Origin of the sequence: Dyadobacter bucti (assembly GCF_005869225.1) — a bacterium.
GTDB classification, from domain to species: domain Bacteria; phylum Bacteroidota; class Bacteroidia; order Cytophagales; family Spirosomataceae; genus Dyadobacter; species Dyadobacter bucti.
The window spans coordinates 846,857-863,890 of sequence record NZ_SWFP01000002.1; the positions used below are offsets into that span (position 1 = coordinate 846,857).

Annotated in this window: 10 protein-coding genes; 2 read left to right on the plus strand and 8 right to left on the minus strand. The window is 48.1% G+C overall.

Annotated elements, in window-relative coordinates; translation table 11 throughout:
• Positions 1–279: 279 nt before the first annotated feature.
• From FBF61_RS08495 to FBF61_RS08530, 8 genes are all read right to left on the minus strand, one after another.
• On the minus strand, positions 280–1,839 hold the full coding sequence (locus FBF61_RS08495) for a glycoside hydrolase (RefSeq protein WP_229214963.1): 1,560 nt from the start codon (positions 1,837–1,839) through the stop codon (positions 280–282).
• 208 nt (positions 1,840–2,047) lie between these two features.
• On the minus strand, positions 2,048–3,733 hold the full coding sequence (locus FBF61_RS08500; RefSeq protein ID WP_138476770.1) for a RagB/SusD family nutrient uptake outer membrane protein: 1,686 nt from the start codon (positions 3,731–3,733) through the stop codon (positions 2,048–2,050).
• A gap of 11 nt (positions 3,734–3,744) precedes the next feature.
• Positions 3,745–6,885: a SusC/RagA family TonB-linked outer membrane protein gene (locus FBF61_RS08505; protein WP_229214964.1), complete on the minus strand. Its 3,141-nt coding sequence runs from the start codon at positions 6,883–6,885 to the stop codon at positions 3,745–3,747.
• 247 nt (positions 6,886–7,132) lie between these two features.
• Entirely contained in the window at positions 7,133–11,332 is a 4,200-nt protein-coding gene (locus FBF61_RS08510) for a hybrid sensor histidine kinase/response regulator transcription factor (protein ID WP_138476771.1), read from the minus strand.
• Between the two features lie 221 nt (positions 11,333–11,553).
• Complete coding sequence (locus FBF61_RS08515; protein WP_138476772.1) at positions 11,554–12,111, minus strand: carboxymuconolactone decarboxylase family protein; 558 nt, start codon at positions 12,109–12,111, stop codon at positions 11,554–11,556.
• 25 nt (positions 12,112–12,136) lie between these two features.
• On the minus strand, positions 12,137–13,201 hold the full coding sequence (locus FBF61_RS08520) for a cobalamin-independent methionine synthase II family protein (RefSeq protein WP_138476773.1): 1,065 nt from the start codon (positions 13,199–13,201) through the stop codon (positions 12,137–12,139).
• A gap of 112 nt (positions 13,202–13,313) precedes the next feature.
• On the minus strand, positions 13,314–13,730 hold the full coding sequence (locus FBF61_RS08525; RefSeq protein WP_138476774.1) for a hypothetical protein: 417 nt from the start codon (positions 13,728–13,730) through the stop codon (positions 13,314–13,316).
• Positions 13,731–13,787: 57 nt separating this feature from the next.
• Complete coding sequence (locus tag FBF61_RS08530; protein ID WP_166444469.1) at positions 13,788–15,209, minus strand: malectin domain-containing carbohydrate-binding protein; 1,422 nt, start codon at positions 15,207–15,209, stop codon at positions 13,788–13,790.
• Between the two features lie 509 nt (positions 15,210–15,718).
• Between FBF61_RS08530 and FBF61_RS08535 the strand changes: the two genes are divergently transcribed.
• Positions 15,719–16,309 carry an RNA polymerase sigma factor gene (locus FBF61_RS08535; RefSeq protein WP_138476776.1) on the plus strand — a complete coding sequence of 197 codons (591 nt, stop codon included), beginning with the start codon at positions 15,719–15,721 and terminating at the stop codon, positions 16,307–16,309.
• A gap of 2 nt (positions 16,310–16,311) precedes the next feature.
• Complete coding sequence (locus tag FBF61_RS08540; RefSeq protein WP_138476777.1) at positions 16,312–17,031, plus strand: tetratricopeptide repeat protein; 720 nt, start codon at positions 16,312–16,314, stop codon at positions 17,029–17,031.
• Positions 17,032–17,034: the final 3 nt, after the last annotated feature.

A 17,034-nucleotide genomic window follows, 5' to 3' on the forward strand; every position in this document is an offset into this window, starting at 1 on the left:
AACAATGAGCATAAAGTAGTTTGATTCATAATCCGGAATGCCGTAGCAAAATGGCATTCTCGGCCGAAAGAAGATACCGGAACAAGATATACGCAATGTGAGCGAATAATCAGGATTAGCACACAGCATCCACGTCGCTCCGAGCCATCATGGTGAACTTTTATCCAAAGTGTGGACGCTGGACCAACCCGGAAAATTCCTGCCGCTTTACAGAAATAACCAGGGCCGGAGTTGCAAGTGCGACCCGGCCCTGGTTATTTAACAACCTTAAAATGTAACTTAATCCAGTATGTCAGCAACGACAGTCAGTATGCTTTTTTCATCAACTGTGATTGTCGACGTGCCTTTCACATCCGGGACCCGTTGTAAGTCGTCCGTTGAGGACGTTTTGTAAATTTTCAGATTTGACAGGTTCTGGCCTGCCATTTTTAAATTCACCTCCACCGGCTTTTCCTGCTGATTGATCATGACAGTGACCAGTTTATTATCCTTGTTTTTGTATGACGAGACCAGCAGATCTGTGCCACCGGTTGAAACCTCGGCATCCATTCTTATCGCGCCCGGGCGGATAAACCGGCTGTAATTGCCCAACGCCCAAAGCATTTTCGAGGCCCTGTAATCACCGTCTGTTTTGTTTTTATCAATGTAAATCAGCCCGTCCTTGTAATCATAAGGCGAAATGGCGATCCACCAGTGCCAGGCAGACGCATTTGCATTAGCGAGATCATTGTGGATTACTTTCGCGATATAAAGGGCAGGATTAATCCCCAGGTCCTTGCCCCCTCCTTTGATTTCACCTTCATTATCTCCCAGGATACAATATTCAGACATCCAGTATTTCAGGCCTGGTGCAGCATGCAGAGCAGATGCTACCTCCCTCCTTTTGGCCGCGGCGCTTTGATACGGTGACGTCGTAAAATAGCTGTGACCGGAAATAGCCTGGGTTACGTTGGGAAGGTTACCAACATAGTCCGCAGAACTTTTAGTAAAGAATGCGGCGATCTGGCTGCCCCGCCCCTGCTTGTTGAAGTCCGAATACAAGTAATCGATCTGGCCGGCCTCTGCCACATCGATGTGGGTCGGCAGATTTTTTTTGAGCAATGATGCGCTCAATGATCTCACGATTCCTGCTATTTCATTATTGTAAAACGGTGTTCCTTCCTGCCCGCCGTCGCTCCAGTCCCACTGCGGCTCGTTGACAGGACTGATGTGGTTGAAAGTAATACCGGTTTTGACCTTTACTCCTGCAACAACATCGGCTATAAAATCGGTAAATTTGCCAAAATTCTCAGCGATCAGGTTCGGTTTTCCGTTGTTTGCATACCCCTTTTTGTTAATTGTAAACTGCACTGGCGGGCTGTTCGGAAACGCCAGGAATTCATTGACCCCACGCTCCTTGGCGGCATTGAGAAACCAGACCTGCCCTGCCTGCTTGTTCCAGTTGTAAGTTCCGTCGTTATTGAGAAAGGACTCGGCTCGCCTCCATTCATCTTTTATTCCGCTGGCGTCACCCTGCTCGGCAGTGCCGGCACCGATGTTGAATCGCCATAAAGACAATCCGATACCTTTTGGCTGACCGCTGGCGAGGGTGTCGCTGCTGAAAAGCAGGTCAGCAATTCCGTTTCTTTTAGCGTCGGGCCAGTTGCCGACAAACTGGCATGACCACGCATCGGAAGCTCCGAAATGATCGATTGTCTGAAAGGTTTTCGCCGGATTGACCGAAACGGTTATCCCGCTTGTTTCTCCGGACTGTTTTTTGTCCTCCGGCTCGCCCCCGGCACAGGATGCGAAAGAACAAATAAGGGCTATTGCTGAAAAGAGTTTTGGGTATGGTTTCAAAATAAATTTGGTTTAGGCCCCTCGGCTGCGCTCGGGAGGACCAATGTTAGGTTTCGAGTCGTATGCCGCCGTCGAGATGTTGCGCACCCGCCTTCGAATGCGCAACTATCGACGTTTTTATTATTTAATGTACTAAATAAAGACAATTATATGATCATTCTGGACGTCATAATGCGGCTAACCGCCAAATGGCTGGGATGTTTATGGATCAGTACCCCGGATTCTGTTCCAGCTTGTTGTTGGATGCCTGGATTTCTGAACGTGGAATCGGTAGCCAGTACTGTTTTTCTGCAAATGTTTTGCCGGTCAGGGCCTCTTTGCGGGTATAGGTAAAGGCATTTCCATTCTTTCCGATCTCGATTCCATACGCAGGAACATTCTCTGTTTCAGGGGCAATCTTCCAACGACGTACATCGTAGTAACGGTGCTCCTCAAACGCAAGTTCGATCCTGCGCTCGTTCCGGATACGGGCACGCATCTGTGCCTGTGTCAGTCCGGCAGGTATTACCGGCATCATCACACCCGGCCGCTGCCTGACCGCATTGATTGCTGCATATACCGAAGCATCAGGCCCCACAGCTTCGTTTTGCGCTTCCGCATAATTGAGCAATATTTCGGCATACCGGAAATAGATCCAGGTTTGCGTGCCCGCCACGTCCCATGGATTGTCGATGGGCAGTGCATCATCCATGAATTTTTTAAGATAATAGCCCGTTTTGGAGGTGTTCCAGTTGGACGGTCCATCCTTGCTGTCCTTACCTCCCGGGGTGAAAGTCTGCACGGTGCTGTTCCGGTAGGGCGCTCCATTGTACAGGATAGTTTCATAAAATCTTGGATCACGGCCCTTATAAGGATCCTGCGGATTGTAGCTTGTTCCTGCATCGGTGATTTTGGTACCGTCTATCATTTCATAGTCGTTGACCAGATTTTGCACCGGCACATTCCCTCCCCAGGCGTTATAGCTGTTTGGCCCGTTTGAAATCTCAAGACAAACGTGACGCGCCCCAACGGCATACAACCTGCCCAATATGATCTCGGAATGATCCTTGGTTGTGAATATTTTTCCGTAACCACCTGTATATAAGCTGTATTTATTCAAATCCATCACTGCTTTGGCGGCGGCTGCGGCCTGTGCCCAGGTAGCCGAGTTATACAACGGACTAGCGCCATACAAAAGCAAACGGGCTTTCAGCGCCATGGCTGCACCTTTTGTTGCGCGGCCGAGTTTCCATGAGTTATTATCATTATCCAGTGGCAAAAGCGTCGCGGCTTCATCAAGCTCTGCAACCGTGTAGTCGATGCCGGCTTTGATGTCCGAGCGATTGAAAAGATCCTGGCTGGATAGATCATCACTCAGTTCGTACACTTTATCTCCCAGCAAAACCACCTTCCCGTAGTTGCGGATCAGGTCCTGGTAGCGAAACGCACGCAGAAAGCGCAGCTCACCTTTCAGCCTGTTTTTCTTGCCATCACTCATCGGCACCTGGTCGATATTGGCCAATGCGTAGTTGATCTCGCGGATGCTCCTGTAACTTCTCCCCCACAAAGTGCCTGCAATACCTGTATTTTCCGGTGCGATCTGCCCACGCTGAACCAGCCAGGTGTTATCATCATTGTTATAGATCGATTCGTCTGTCAGCGAAGACCACATTGCATATTCGAAGCCACGGCCAAATCCCGGCAAAGTCCCCTCAGCTTCTTTATCCGTCAGCCTGGTACCCAGGTACCTGTTCACCACGTAGGCTTCAAAAAGTACCGAATCGGATAAAATAGACGCATCTGAAACCCGGTCTGTTGGCACCACATCCAGGAAATTCTCCTGACAGGCTGACACGATCAACGCCATCGCGGCGAAAACGGTTGCTATTGAACTATTTCTTATTTGCTTTATCATATCAATTTCAATTAAAACTTAATATTTAAACCCAGGTTCATGATCCTCTGCTGCGGGTAAAACTGACCGCTGGCGTTGTCACCTTCGGGATCAAAATCCTTCACACCGGTGATGGTAAGCAGGTTAAAGGCACTTGCGTAAATCCTGAGGGACGAGATTTTGATTTTGGACAAAGCTGCTTTTGGCAGTGTGTAGCCGATCTCGACATTTTTAAGCCTTAAAAAAGACGCATTGTTAAGCCAGAAATCATTTTTGTAAAGACCACCATTGATCGATGACGACGCCCTCGTGTCAACCCGCGGATAGGTTCCCTCCGGATTGGAAGGACTCCACCGGTTATCAGCCCAGCTGCTGTAAAAGTTACCCACCTGCCCTGATTCCGGTAATACATATTGACTCACCATGCCCTGCCCGGCAAATACAACAGAGGCATCAAATGCTTTGTAACCTCCATTGAAAACAAGTCCGTACGTCAGCAAAGGCACATTTCCATAATCCGACCGTACCTGGTCGTCGGCTGTGATTTCACCGTCTTGGTTGTAGTCTTCGAGGATCAGGTCGCCGAGACGCGTACCCGGTAATTTCGGATATTGATCAAGGTCGGCCTGGCTGCGGAAAATACCCAGCGTACGGTAATAAAGGTCGCGGTACAGAGCTCCGCCGGTCTGGCGCTGGTAGTCGAGCAGGCCCGGAGCTTCGTCGATGAATACAATCTTGCTTTTCGCATAGGTAACATTTCCCGAAATCGAGTAGCGGAAAGCACCTGAGTGATTGTAACCAAGGGTAGCTTCTATCCCGTTGCTGTTTACCTTTCCGATGTTCTGGTCAGGGACCAATGGCGTGTTATCATTGGTTTTATATGGATTCACGATACCGGAGGTGTTGGGGATGGACGCGTTGCGTGCAGCAAGGATATCCGATCTTTTCTGCTGAAAATAGATAAATTCCAGACTAAAATTTTTCAGGAAAACTGTGTTGATACCCAAATCCATTTTCTTGGCAACCTCCCAGGTAATGTTCGGGTTGGCCAGTTTGGTGAGGTCAATTCCGGGTGTAATAACATTGGAACCCAGCACATACTGGTTATTGAACGAGTAATTGTTATAATATTGAAACTGCCCGACATTATCATTTCCAAGCGAACCATAAGAAGCCCGCAGTTTCAGGTCACTGATAAAACCGACGGTATTTTTAAACCAATCTTCTTCCGAAATCCGGTAACCCGCCGATATCGATGGAAAGAACCCATACTGCTTTCCTTTCGGAAAAACCGACGAGCCATCGAGCCTCGCCTGCACTTCTGCCAGGTACTTTTCATTGAAATTATAGGCAAAACGACCGATCACACTTTTACGGGTGAAGTTGTAGCTTTTACCCGAGTTGTTTTTGTCGGTGGCTGCCGCCCCGCCCTGAGACAGCTCAGGTGTAGACGCTGTCGGGAAGTTGATCCGCGAAGCGCCGAAAGTATTTTCATTACGCTTGTTTTGCTCGTATGCCACGAATGCGTTCACATTGTGCCCGCCCAGCTGACGCTGAAAGGCTATACGCAAGTTCTGGGTTATATTTGTGATGTTAACCTGCGACTGGGTCAGGGAGGCAGCACCTGCTGAGCCGCCGGTCACCACCGGATTGTAAGCGCTGGTGGCCTTGTCGTAGCTGTAAAGCGTGTAAGGTACACTGAAAGTCTTGCTGAAATTAAAAGATTTATCCGCCGAGTAGAAACCATCCACTGACAATCCTTCGAGGAACGGCATCTGATAGCTCGCGCGCAAAATCCCGTTGAAAACCGATGTCGGGTTGCTGGTGGTACCGCCCATATCCGTTCCCAGTACTACCGGATTGCTGTTTTCCACCCCTGTAGAATAATTTCCGTTGGGATAGCGAGCGATCACCGTAGGATATGCCCTGTAAATTGAACGGAAAGTATTTCCTGCCGAAGATACCGGGAATGCCCTGTTTTCCTGGCGCCCTGATAGCCCAAGACTTACAGTAAAATCCCTGGTGATATTGGCATCGATATTCGACCTGAAATTGTATTGTTTGTATTTCGTAGCACCGTTTTTATACAAACCATCCTGATAAATTGTACCGAGAGAAACATAATATCTCACATTTTCGGTACCTCCGTTGATACCCAGATTATGCTGATTCTGCAATGCAAAATTTTTCAAAGTTTCTTTCTGCCAGTTCGTATTCGGGTAGTTGAGCGGATCAGAACCATTTCTGAACTTCTCGATCTCTTCTGCCGAATAAAACTGGTTCATGCCGCCTGCCGGGTTGTTGTAATAGTCTATTTCGTTTAAAATCGTTGCATAAGTAGGTGCATCGGCCAGGTTCGGCAACCGGGTCGGTGAAGAAAATCCCTGGTTGAAACTGTAAGAGATAACAGGCTTTCCGGTTGTGCCTTTCTTGGTTGTAACCAGGATCACGCCATTTGCAGCGCGGCTTCCATAAACCGCCGCCGATGCGTCTTTCAGGATAGAAATACTCTCAATATCATTGGGGTCCAGACGCTCCAGACCACCCACCTGACCGGGAATACCGTCCACGACGATCAGTACGTCACTATTTCCGGTAGACGCAAATCCGCGTATCGTGTAGCTGGAACCGTCATAGCCAGGTTCGCCTCCACGGTTGTTGGCCACAAACCCCGAAAACCGGCCGGCAAGAGAATTTGAAAGGTTAGGCTGCGGACTTTTCACAATATCGGAACCCTTTACTTCGGAGACCGACCCCGTAAGCGTCGCCTTTTTCTGCGTACCATAACCTACCACTACGATCTCTTCCAGCGTCTTATCATTGGTAGCCAGCTTTACATCGACCTGACTGCGGTTGGTGACCGCAATTTCCTGGTTGATATAACCGATATAGGTAAAAACCAGCGTACCGTTTCCGTCCGAGATACTGATAGTGTATTTACCATCCGCGTCGGTAGTTGTCCCGATAGAAGTACCCTTTAAAATCACGCTGGCACCGGGAAGCGCCTCACCGTCTTCGGAAGTGACAACCCCTTTTACAGTAAAAGCATTTTGGGCAAAACTACAAAATGAGGTCATCAGCAAAAGCCCCGCCAACACCATCAGCTTCCTCACTCCGCAGCACATTCTGAACACACCGGGCCAAGCCTCGTTTTTTGGAATAGATTTCTTCATACATCAATGGTTAAATAATTGAGATAATTGGCCGTCATTTTTTATATCATTTGACCAATCAAAAGTATGATTATTTGTATTTGAGCAACGGGGGACATTCTCACATTAAAAAGGGGGTATATCAATAAAAAAAGCCCGATTCAAAGGAAATCGGGCTTTTTTTGCCAGGATTTTTCAATAAAGTCGATTAATTGTTCAATTCATGAGGCGGTTGTCGTCCTTCGGCTCCGTTTCGGAACACAGTAGATTACCCGTCCAGACGATTCTGAAAAATCCCCTTATTGATCTGGAAGTTTTCATGAAACGGGTTTCGGAATTTCTTGATGTACTCAGAAGGTTTCATGCCGAACAGTTTGTGGAACTGCTCCCGGAAATACTTGATATCGTTGATACCGACCTGATAGGCCACTTCGGAAATCGTGATGTCGGTGGTTATCAGGATCTGTGCCGCGCGGCGCAGACGGATAAACCGGATAAAACTATTGGTCGACTGCCCGGAAATCGACTTGATCCTGTTGTATAATGTGGAATGGCTCATTCCTATTTCAGCCGCCAGCACTTTGATCGAGAACTCCGGATCAGTCAAATGGTTTTCAACCACCCGGATACATTCTTTCAAAAATTCCTTATACTCGGATGATATCTTGAAATCATTGGCCTGCAAGGTGATTTCATTGTAAAAATACCTTTGCAGATCATTACGGCTTTTCAGGATCGCATCCACGCGGGCCACCAGCATAGCTTTATCGAAAGGTTTGCCGATGTAATCGTCGGCGCCTCCCTCTATACCTTTCAGCTTTACTTCCTGGGAAGTACTGGCCGTGAGCAAAACCACCGGAATGTGGCTCAAAGCCATATCTGACTTGATCTGCGAGCACATTTCAATGCCGCTCATGCCACCCATCATCACATCGCTGATCACAATATCAGGCAGATTTTTGCGTACAAGCGCTAAACCGTCTTCACCGTTTTCGGCCTGTAAAAGCTTGAATTTTCCAGAAAAAGCCTGACCAATATACTGCCTGATGTCTGCGTCGTCTTCCACGATCAGCATCGATTTGACATCCGTACTCAGCTCATCGACCACCAGCTGATGTTTTGATATGGCGGACGAAGCCAGCAGAATATCGTCTTCCGACAGCTCTCCCAGCAGAACGGAGCTACGATCAACAATTTCCGGACTTTCATTTTCCAGAACCAGTTCCGGATGGTTTTTCCATAACAACACTTTAAAAACCGTCCCTTTTCCGACGTTTGATTCGTAAGATATGGTTCCGAAATGGCTCTCCACAAAAGTTTTGGTGAGGTACAGCCCGATGCCAAAACCGCCCTTCGAAGGAAACCGGCTATCCTGAAACTGGTGGAAAACAGAAAAAATCTGATCCCCTGCTTCCTTCGGGATCCCCTGCCCCGAATCGCTGACTGTGATCAGCACCTGCTCTTCCAGCTCTGTAATATCCAGTACTACCGTCCCGTTTCTGGGTGTGTATTTGAGCGCATTGGAAACCAGGTTGAACAGAGCAATCTCAATTTTTTCCCGGTCCGCGACGATTTCCAGATTTTCATCCGCACCCACGAACTGATAACTGATGTTTTTTTGGTCGGCCTGATGCGTAAAACACTGAAATACTTCCAGTGCCAGCTTGGTAATATTCTGGACTGCCGGTTTCAGTTTGTCAGCCTGCAGGTCGGCTTTCCGGAAAAGCAGCAGCTGATCCACCATACTGAGCAAACGTTTGGCATTCCGGTACACAATATTGAGGCTGTTGTGCTCCTGGTCACGGTTATCCATTTTCAGCAAAAGCTCTTTGACCGGATTAATGATCAATGTCAGCGGGGTCCTGAACTCGTGGGAGATATGGGTAAAAAAGGCCAGTTTCTTTTCGTTCAGCTCCTTCTCTTTTTGTGTTTCAAAATGCGCCAGCCGTACTTCGTATTTCAGTTTTGCCTGCCTGATCTTGTATTGCTGGTAATAGTAAATCACCGTTCCGATGAGCGCCACATACAGCAGATAAGCCCACCAGGTCTGATACCAGGGCGGCAGCACATGTATCTGCAAAGCCGCCGAGTCCTCAAACCACACCCCATCCTGATTGGCCGTTTTGACCCTGAAAATATAGGTTCCGGCGGGAAGGTATCGGTAAGTTGCCGAGCGCTCGTTCTGCACAAAGTTCCAGTCTCTATCCAATCCTTCCAGCTTGTAAGCAAAGCTGTTCCGGTCGGGGTAAGCGTAATTTAATGCAGTGTACTGGATCGAAAATACCGATTGATTGGGTTGCAGGACAATGTCGTGCTGGTCGCCTATCTGCCGGCTGAGAATAATCCTTCCGTCCTTCTTCGCCCCTACCTCCACATTCTGTCCGAAAAGCTGCAGACCTGTGATCATGACCTTGGGTTTGTAACCCGAAGGGCCTATGTCTTTGGGATAAAACAAGTTCCAACCCTCCGTGCCGCCGAAAACCATCGATTGCTCACGCGCATTGTACAATGCAGAATTGGGATTAAACTGCCCTTTCTGGAGACCATTGCTCTGATCGTAATGATCGATACTCCTGGTAGACAGCGTCATCCGCGAGAGTCCCTTGTTGGTACTGAACCACATTTTATCAATGCTCTCAGGCTGAATGGCGTAAATCACATTATTGGCCAGCCCGTTCTTTTCGGTAAAGTGCCGGGTAGTCTGGTTTTTTGTATCGTAAATCAAAAGTCCGTTTCCCTCAGAGCCAACCCATAGCCTTTGCAGGACATCAAAATGCAGGGATAAAATAATCTTATTGGAAAGGTAAACAGCCTTTTTCGGATCATTGAAAAATGACTTGAACTGCATGGCATCAACATCCAGATAATTGAGCCCGCCGCCATAAGTCCCGATCCACAAATTTCCTGTCTGATCTTCCGCAATAGCCCGAACATCATTGGAATTAATGCTGCTGTTGGTGGTTACAAAATTCGCGAACTTCCCTGTTTTTTTGTCCAGCCGTGCCAGCCCCCCTCCGTTGGTCCCGACCCATATATTCCCTTTACGGTCTTCGAAAATAACGCGGACGTCATTCTTGGCCAGGCTTGTCGGGTCACCCGGAATATTTGCATATTGTTTAAAAGAATCCTTCGCAGGATTGTACAGAAAAAGTCCTTTGGAATATGTGCCGAACCAGAGCTGATCGTCCCGCCCGCGATGCGCGGCGATGATCGCTCCATCCGTCAAACTGCCCGAAGCTGTGCGACTGCCCGCGGCATAATGTCTTACAATTTCACCTGAGCTTTTGGTCTTATAAATCCCGTCCCCGTCCGTACCAAGCCACAGATAACCGTCCTTGTCGATACACATTCCGTAGTAGCGCAGGTAACTTTCCGCCCGGGAATCCTGTATCTTCTTTTCAAAATTTCTGAATTTTTCGGGAATGCTGCTGATCAGATAAACCCCTTCGCCGTAAGTACCCAGCCAGATATTATCGTCACGGTCCATATAGATCGATTGTACGGACCGCCGGGTAATACCTTCGTTTTGAGAATCGTTCACCTTTTCAAACGAAAATGCTTCCGGGCTGCGGCTTTTGATCTGGCTCAGATCCAGGCTGACGACCCCGCCGTCCTGCACCCCAATCAGCAACTGGCCACGACGGTTTTCCTGCAGGGACAGGTAAATATCGCTCTTGTAATTTCCGGCCAGATGCAAGATATAAAACTTCGATTCGTCCCTTTTGTAGAATATCAGTCCTTTTGCGGAAGCGATCCAGATGTTGTGAAAATGATCCTCAAATATGCTATTGATACGCGTTAATGGTATATCCCGAAGATTCAAATCTGCTTTGACCGGTTTTCTGTTCCGGCCGATTTTAAAAACCTCGATCCCCGACTCCCGCGTCCCCAACCAAAGCATACCCTGCGAATCCTCCAATTCATTCAGGATGGAATTAGTACCTAATCCGGGTAAGTTATCCTCGTTGAAATAGGTAAACTTTCCTGTCCTTTTGGAGAATGAAGCAAACCCTGAACCATTCAGCGAAACCCAGAGATTACCATCCCGGGCCTGAGAAATGTCGCTTACATCATTTCCTGAGCCATTTTTATCCGGTAGCGGCGTGTGCCTTTTGAAATGATCTTTTTCCGCGATATACTCGTTCAGGCCGCTCCGGGAGCTGGTCCATATCGTGCCCTCTTTATCCCGGAAAACTGTTTTGACATAGTTGCCTGAAATACTGTGCGGATCGTCCGGATTGTTCTTGAAAACTTTAAAAGTGGTTCCGTTGAATCGGTTGAGGCCATCGCCGGTAGCAAACCATACCAGTCCGTCCTTATCCTGGACAATGCTGTTGACAATCCCAAATGAAAGTCCTTCCTTTAACGCATACCGGAGCACTCTTCCTTGCTCCGCGGCAACTGATGGAAATGAAAAGAGGCAGGAAACAACCAGCCAAAAGAAATCTCTGAAATATGCATTTTTCATACGCCGGTCTATCACCATATTCCTACCCCTGCATGCTACTTTAAAATATCAAAGTTATCATATTTCGAGCCAGAACAATCGCAGGCGCCGTCAATAATTCAGAGTGGTCTGCTTAATTACAGACTATTTCTTTCAGCAGGAATGCCAAAAAACTAAAGAGCCCTACAATCATATTGCCTGCCGACAACACTTTATAAGGCTTTTTAGCAAGGCAGCGGCACTTAATAGGTACCGTTCGAAATCGTCGCGGAATAGCCGTTTGCTATCACTTTCTTCGCCCGGTTTCTGTAAATGTCCGGATCCGTCGGCGCTGTCGTGGCGAGCCCGTCCACATACCGGTTGAACATACAAAACGCGGCAGCGATCAGTACCGTATCATGAATATCCCGATCGTCGGCACCGTTTTTTCTGGCAGTTTCGATTTGTTCGGTAGTTACATTTTTCCCGCCCCTCTGCACGCTGCCGGCAATGGAGAGCAGGGATTTCATTTTTTCGGAAAGCGTCGTTTCAGCATAGTTGCTTTTTACATTTTTGACAAACGACCAGTCATCGTCTTCCAGATAAGCGCTCGCAATCGCGCCATGGATCGTCTGGCAGAAATAACAATCATTCAGTGACGAGACGTATGTACCTATGAGTTCGCGCTCTCCCCGGCTCAGGCCTTCGTCCGACTGCATCAGCGCGTTTGCGAGCAGGTTCATCGGCCCGGCCGTATGTGGGCTGAACAGCATGGGGCCCAGGATGCCGGGCACTCCTTCTTCCAGTTTAATATGCGGCATGGTTGTTCAGGTTTTTAAAATTAGATTATTTGATTTTCGCTTCGGCCAGTTTAGTACCCTGTACCCTTGCTTTTATTTTGGCAAATGCAACTTCCCGGGCTGTGGAAACATCGTCTGCAAACGGCGAGAATCCACAATCGTCGGTGGAGCCCAGCTGCGTTACCGGAATGTATTCAGCTGCCTGCACCAGCAAGTCGCACACTTCTTCCGGAGTTTCCACTCTGGGATTCAGCACATCCGTCACCCCGAGGAATACTTTCTGATTGGTCCCGAGATTTTCCCTGATGGATTCAAGAACTGTCTTTTTATCTTTTTCGCCCGCATATTCAAGATAAAAATTACCTGCATGCAGTTTAAAAAACAAGGGTAGCAGCTCTGGATACGGGACATCAGCGCTATGGGTCGAATCGTGGTCACCACCGGGACAAGTATGCACCCCGATCCTGCTCCGCTCGGAGTCGGTGAAACGGTCGAGCACTTGATTGTTCAGATCTATAAACTGGCTCAGCAATCCTTTGCTTGGATCCAGTTTCAAGGCAAGGCGCGCCTCTGTAAAATCGATCTGCACATTGTAGGCGCCCGCAGTGAGGCATTGACGGATGTCAGACTCGGCCTGGTCAAGCAAATCGGCAATAAACTGCTGCTGCGAATATCCTTCGATACCTTCGGCTGGATACAAAAGGCTCATCGCGGAGGCAGCAATGACAGCTTGTTTGACTGGCAGGCTTGTCAGTTTCCGGGCCGATTTGAGATAATCGGCTGCAAAATGCTGATAACGGAAAGGACCCGCCGTCAGCTTCGGAAGTTGGCGCGTATGTCCGTCGGCAAAAGGAATTACCACCCCTCCGGCGGCCAGATTAGGCGAGCCTTGCACCGCGTAAGTAGCAAAACTGGGTTTGGATTGCTCACCGTCTGAAATGACCGGAGAGCCGGTTGCTTCGAGCTGAACAATCGTTTCCCTGGTTGCCTGCCCAAAAAGCTCGGACAAAGCGGTGGCGGAGATTTCATTTTTCTGAAAAGCCTGCATGGCTTCCTGCAGATAAGCGGGACGGGGAATGCTTCCTATGGGTTCGGTAGCTATAAAAGTCATGTTGCTGTGGTTAAGATATATATAGAAATTATTCCAGCTGAAAATGAAAATCATGATCAACAGGAAGGCAGCCCGGAACAGATCTGGCTACCGGAAAGTTTTACATATAAGCTTAAACAGCCTCGGGAGGAGGGGAATGCAATTCTGAAATCTGCGAAATCAGCAAATACTTCCGATCTGCGAAAGATCTTCGGACAGAAAAACCCCCGGTTTCATTTGCGTAATTCCAAATCACCGAATTAACGGGCAGATACATTTTGATCAGGTCATTCAGCAATTTAATCCACTGGCTTGCAGGATGCGGGGCCTGCTGGCTGGCATTGATCTCCTGTATCATTTCCGATAATTCTGAAAACTGCTGCCAGGATGCCGATCCCGCTGACCCAGCCGTATTCCACACTTCAATAGCACCAACCTGTTTCCCGGCAAGCACTTTTTCAGCTTTCTCAAAATCCAGCAAAGCCACCGACAGCCCGAGCATGTGGTAGAGCAAAAGCGCAAGCATGAATGTACTGGCGATGGCTTTCATAAACAGTGAAAAGAAGTTCTCTAAACTAGCAGATATGATTGGATTTGCAAGAGAAAATCAGTCTGTCACCAGTATTTTAATCCGCTCTGTTTCAGAAGTTGATCGTATTTTAAGCAAATAAATCCCCGTACTTAACGAAAGATCAGAGATATCAATTTCGGCCTTCAATCCGGGTTTGCATTGACCTGCTACGCCCACTTTGTAACTTCTGCCATTCTGATGAACCAGGTCCAGCGAAATATTCCGGTCATGCTGCCCGCCAATTTCCAGTGTAAACCTGTCCCGCACCGGATTAGGGTAAACAATTGACTGTGCCTCCTGCTGGCCAAAATCCTCCGCTAAAATCTCCCCGCTCATCCGGCTGCCATCCGCAGGACCAGCAAACAGCACTTCAATGGCCGAAACCCTGGGGATATCCTTGGACCCGCTCATAAACTCAATACTTAAAATCCCGTCCGTCACCGTTACCTGTATCGTTTCCTTAACCGCTCTCAACGCACCGCCCGCTTTGGCATAAATATCATATTCGCTCAGTTTTAGCTCATCTTCGATCGCTACCCCGAACTTCCTGCTGCCTGCCCCGCCTGGTCCTCTGCCCGGCACACCAAACCAGGTTTCCGCAAAGTGCAGCACCACGTGATGTTTACCGTTTCTAACCGGTATGTTGTAATCAAAACGTTCGGAGCAGCGGCCCGTCCGGTACAACACATCATCTGTCGTATTAAGGATATTTCCGCTGGCAATGCCGCTGGTACGGTCAATGCCGCTAAAATACTGATCGGCGGTAAACTGTTTATTGCCCGAAGCCAGGTAAGCCGGCCCCCCGGCGTTGATCCGCAATTTATCATTGGCATTCAACGGCAATACCTTGATCGTGATCTGTTCCTGATCAGTCAGCAGATGGGTACTGACCTTGACCGTAAAAGTAAAACTTCCCGTTTTTCCGGGTATCCATTTAAATGCCCCACTGGATCCGCCGATGGTCGCACCCGCAGGCGCATTGACCAGCGAAAAAGTCTTGACCTGGTTTCTGTTCGCCTGAGCTGTCGCCGTAAAAGCTACTTCCTGACCAACAATGGTGATCCTGTTGCCAATATCAGCCAACACCAGTGTTGGATCGGGCTCCTTTACAACGAGCGTTACCTTAAGCGTTGCACTTGTGTAACCCGACGCCCTGGCTGTGACCGTTGCCTGATAAGTCCCCACGGCCATACCATCGGCACTTACCCCGAAACCCAGCACCCCAAGCGCCGGAGAAGGTATCACCAGCCACTCGCTTCCTGCCGATTGGCTCAGCGACACTGCCGGATTTCCCGTACTGGCCGTCAAAGTAGCAGTCTGCCTGGGCGGGCGCTCTCCGACGATATGCGTAAACGTCAGCGAGCCCGGTGAGATCGATAGCACCTTGGAGGTTGACTGCATCGCCGAGAGGTCCACCGATGGCAATATCCAGCAAATGAAAATTACTAAAATTGTCAAAAAAAGGGCGTTAAAGCCTGTACGATCGTGATGATCTGCAGGCACGTTTTCGGGCGACAATCGGAATGCCGTGCGCCTTTTCAGAAAATGGCTGTTTTGCGAGAAAATTGTCTTCATAAGTCGTTGAAAAATAAATAGTTGTTGAGATGAGTAGAGCTGTAACCAGCAATGATAAAAAAGCCATATACGGCAAATGCTACTGATCATTTTACAATTTTTTATAGATTTAATTATAAGTTTTACAGATAGGATTAATCGCAGTTACGGAAGCTGTATTTTCAGTTCAATGACTTAAATCCTGATCCGTATCGTCAAATAAAATCTGATCTCTTCTGAATGAACTACTCCCCGGCCCGGGTAACTTCTCGCGCGCGTTGTGAAACACATTTCGTTGCCAGATTTTTTACGGTGGCTTTCAGCCGATGGAGTTGTATCCAATCGGAAAATGCCCGCATGATTTGCTGAAAATCATGCGGTTTTTGTATATTTCTGCATCACAACGATTTGAAATGGCCTTTTTCAGAAAAACGCATTCGGATACAGAAGTCGTCGAGGGCATCCGGGGCGCGCCTGCGGAAAAAAGATTTTTTGAGAATACCTTATATGAAAAATATTCTTACCTGATCCAGGAAGGAACGTGGAAGCATAAACTTTCCAGGGATGAATGTTCAATGGTCTATTCCGACTCTGTCCTGACGGTTATAGATCACATTCAAAACGAACGTTTCAAAGGCGGATCATCTATCAAAACCTATCTTTATCAGATATTCAGCAACAAATGTGTTGACCTGTTGCGAAAGAATTCGACTAATAAACAACAGGTGCTGCAAGGTGACACGCTGGACGATTATCTCAATATTTTACCCGACGATTCAAGGGGTGTCATCGAAATGCTGATAGCCCGGTACGACATGGACCTGTTAAGAAAGCGGCTTTTTGATCTGGGAGACAAGTGCCGCCGGATCATTGAAGCATGGAGCGAGGGATATATGGACCATGAAATTGCCTCCGATATGGATTACCTTTCAGCAGCCGTGGTCAAAACAACCCGTCTGAGATGTCTTGAAAAGTTGCGTGAGTTATACGGAAAAGGGAAATAAAAATGACTGAACGAATAGCAGATTATTTCGAAAAGAAGCTTTCGGCTGCGGAAAAAGCACAGTTTGAGGCCGACCTGAAATCGGATCACCAACTTGCTGAGGATGTAGCATTCTATCTTGCGTCAAAAAAAGCAGCCTACTCCGTATCAGCCAATGAAAACCTCGCCAAGCGACATGCGGAATGGCAGTCACTGGCGAAAAACAATGCCCGTTTTGTCGAATTACGCACCTGGTACGCAATCGCGGCAGCGGTTGCGATCGTAGCGTTCGGATTATCCTGGCTTTGGCTCGGGAAAAGCCAGAAAGATCTGCAGCAGCTGGCAAACGGATATGCCATGGAGCACTTTACCACCCTGCCGGTGCAAATGGGCAGCAGCGGCGATAGTGTACAGGCAGCGGCCAACAATTATAATCGCGGACAATACGCAACTGCCGAAAAGATATGTGTGGAAGTACTGAAACGCGACCCAGGAAATGCAGAAGCAAAAAAAATCGCTGGTATTGTTTCCCTTCGGCGACTGGAATACGACAAAGCAATTGATTACTTCCACAGGCTCGGAGAGCAAAAAGAGCTGTATGCCAATCCCGGCAAATTTTACGAGTCCATTGCATTGCTGAAACGGGGAGCGGCCGGGGATAAGGAAAGAGCGGAACGTTTATTGGAGGAAGTAATTGAAAAAAACCTGGAAGGAAAGAAAGAGGCGGAGAAGTGGATGGAGTGAAAG

Coding starts and splice junctions, on each gene's coding strand:
- FBF61_RS08500 (WP_138476770.1), bottom strand. CDS start 3,733: ATGATAAAGCAAATAAGAAATAGTTCAATAGCAACCGTTTTCGCCGCG.
- FBF61_RS08525 (WP_138476774.1), bottom strand. CDS start 13,730: ATGAAAGCCATCGCCAGTACATTCATGCTTGCGCTTTTGCTCTACCAC.
- FBF61_RS08535 (WP_138476776.1), top strand. CDS start 15,719: ATGGCCTTTTTCAGAAAAACGCATTCGGATACAGAAGTCGTCGAGGGC.
- FBF61_RS08505 (WP_229214964.1), bottom strand. CDS start 6,885: ATGAAGAAATCTATTCCAAAAAACGAGGCTTGGCCCGGTGTGTTCAGA.
- FBF61_RS08540 (WP_138476777.1), top strand. CDS start 16,312: ATGACTGAACGAATAGCAGATTATTTCGAAAAGAAGCTTTCGGCTGCG.
- FBF61_RS08515 (WP_138476772.1), bottom strand. CDS start 12,111: ATGCCGCATATTAAACTGGAAGAAGGAGTGCCCGGCATCCTGGGCCCC.
- FBF61_RS08520 (WP_138476773.1), bottom strand. CDS start 13,201: ATGACTTTTATAGCTACCGAACCCATAGGAAGCATTCCCCGTCCCGCT.
- FBF61_RS08510 (WP_138476771.1), bottom strand. CDS start 11,332: ATGAAAAATGCATATTTCAGAGATTTCTTTTGGCTGGTTGTTTCCTGC.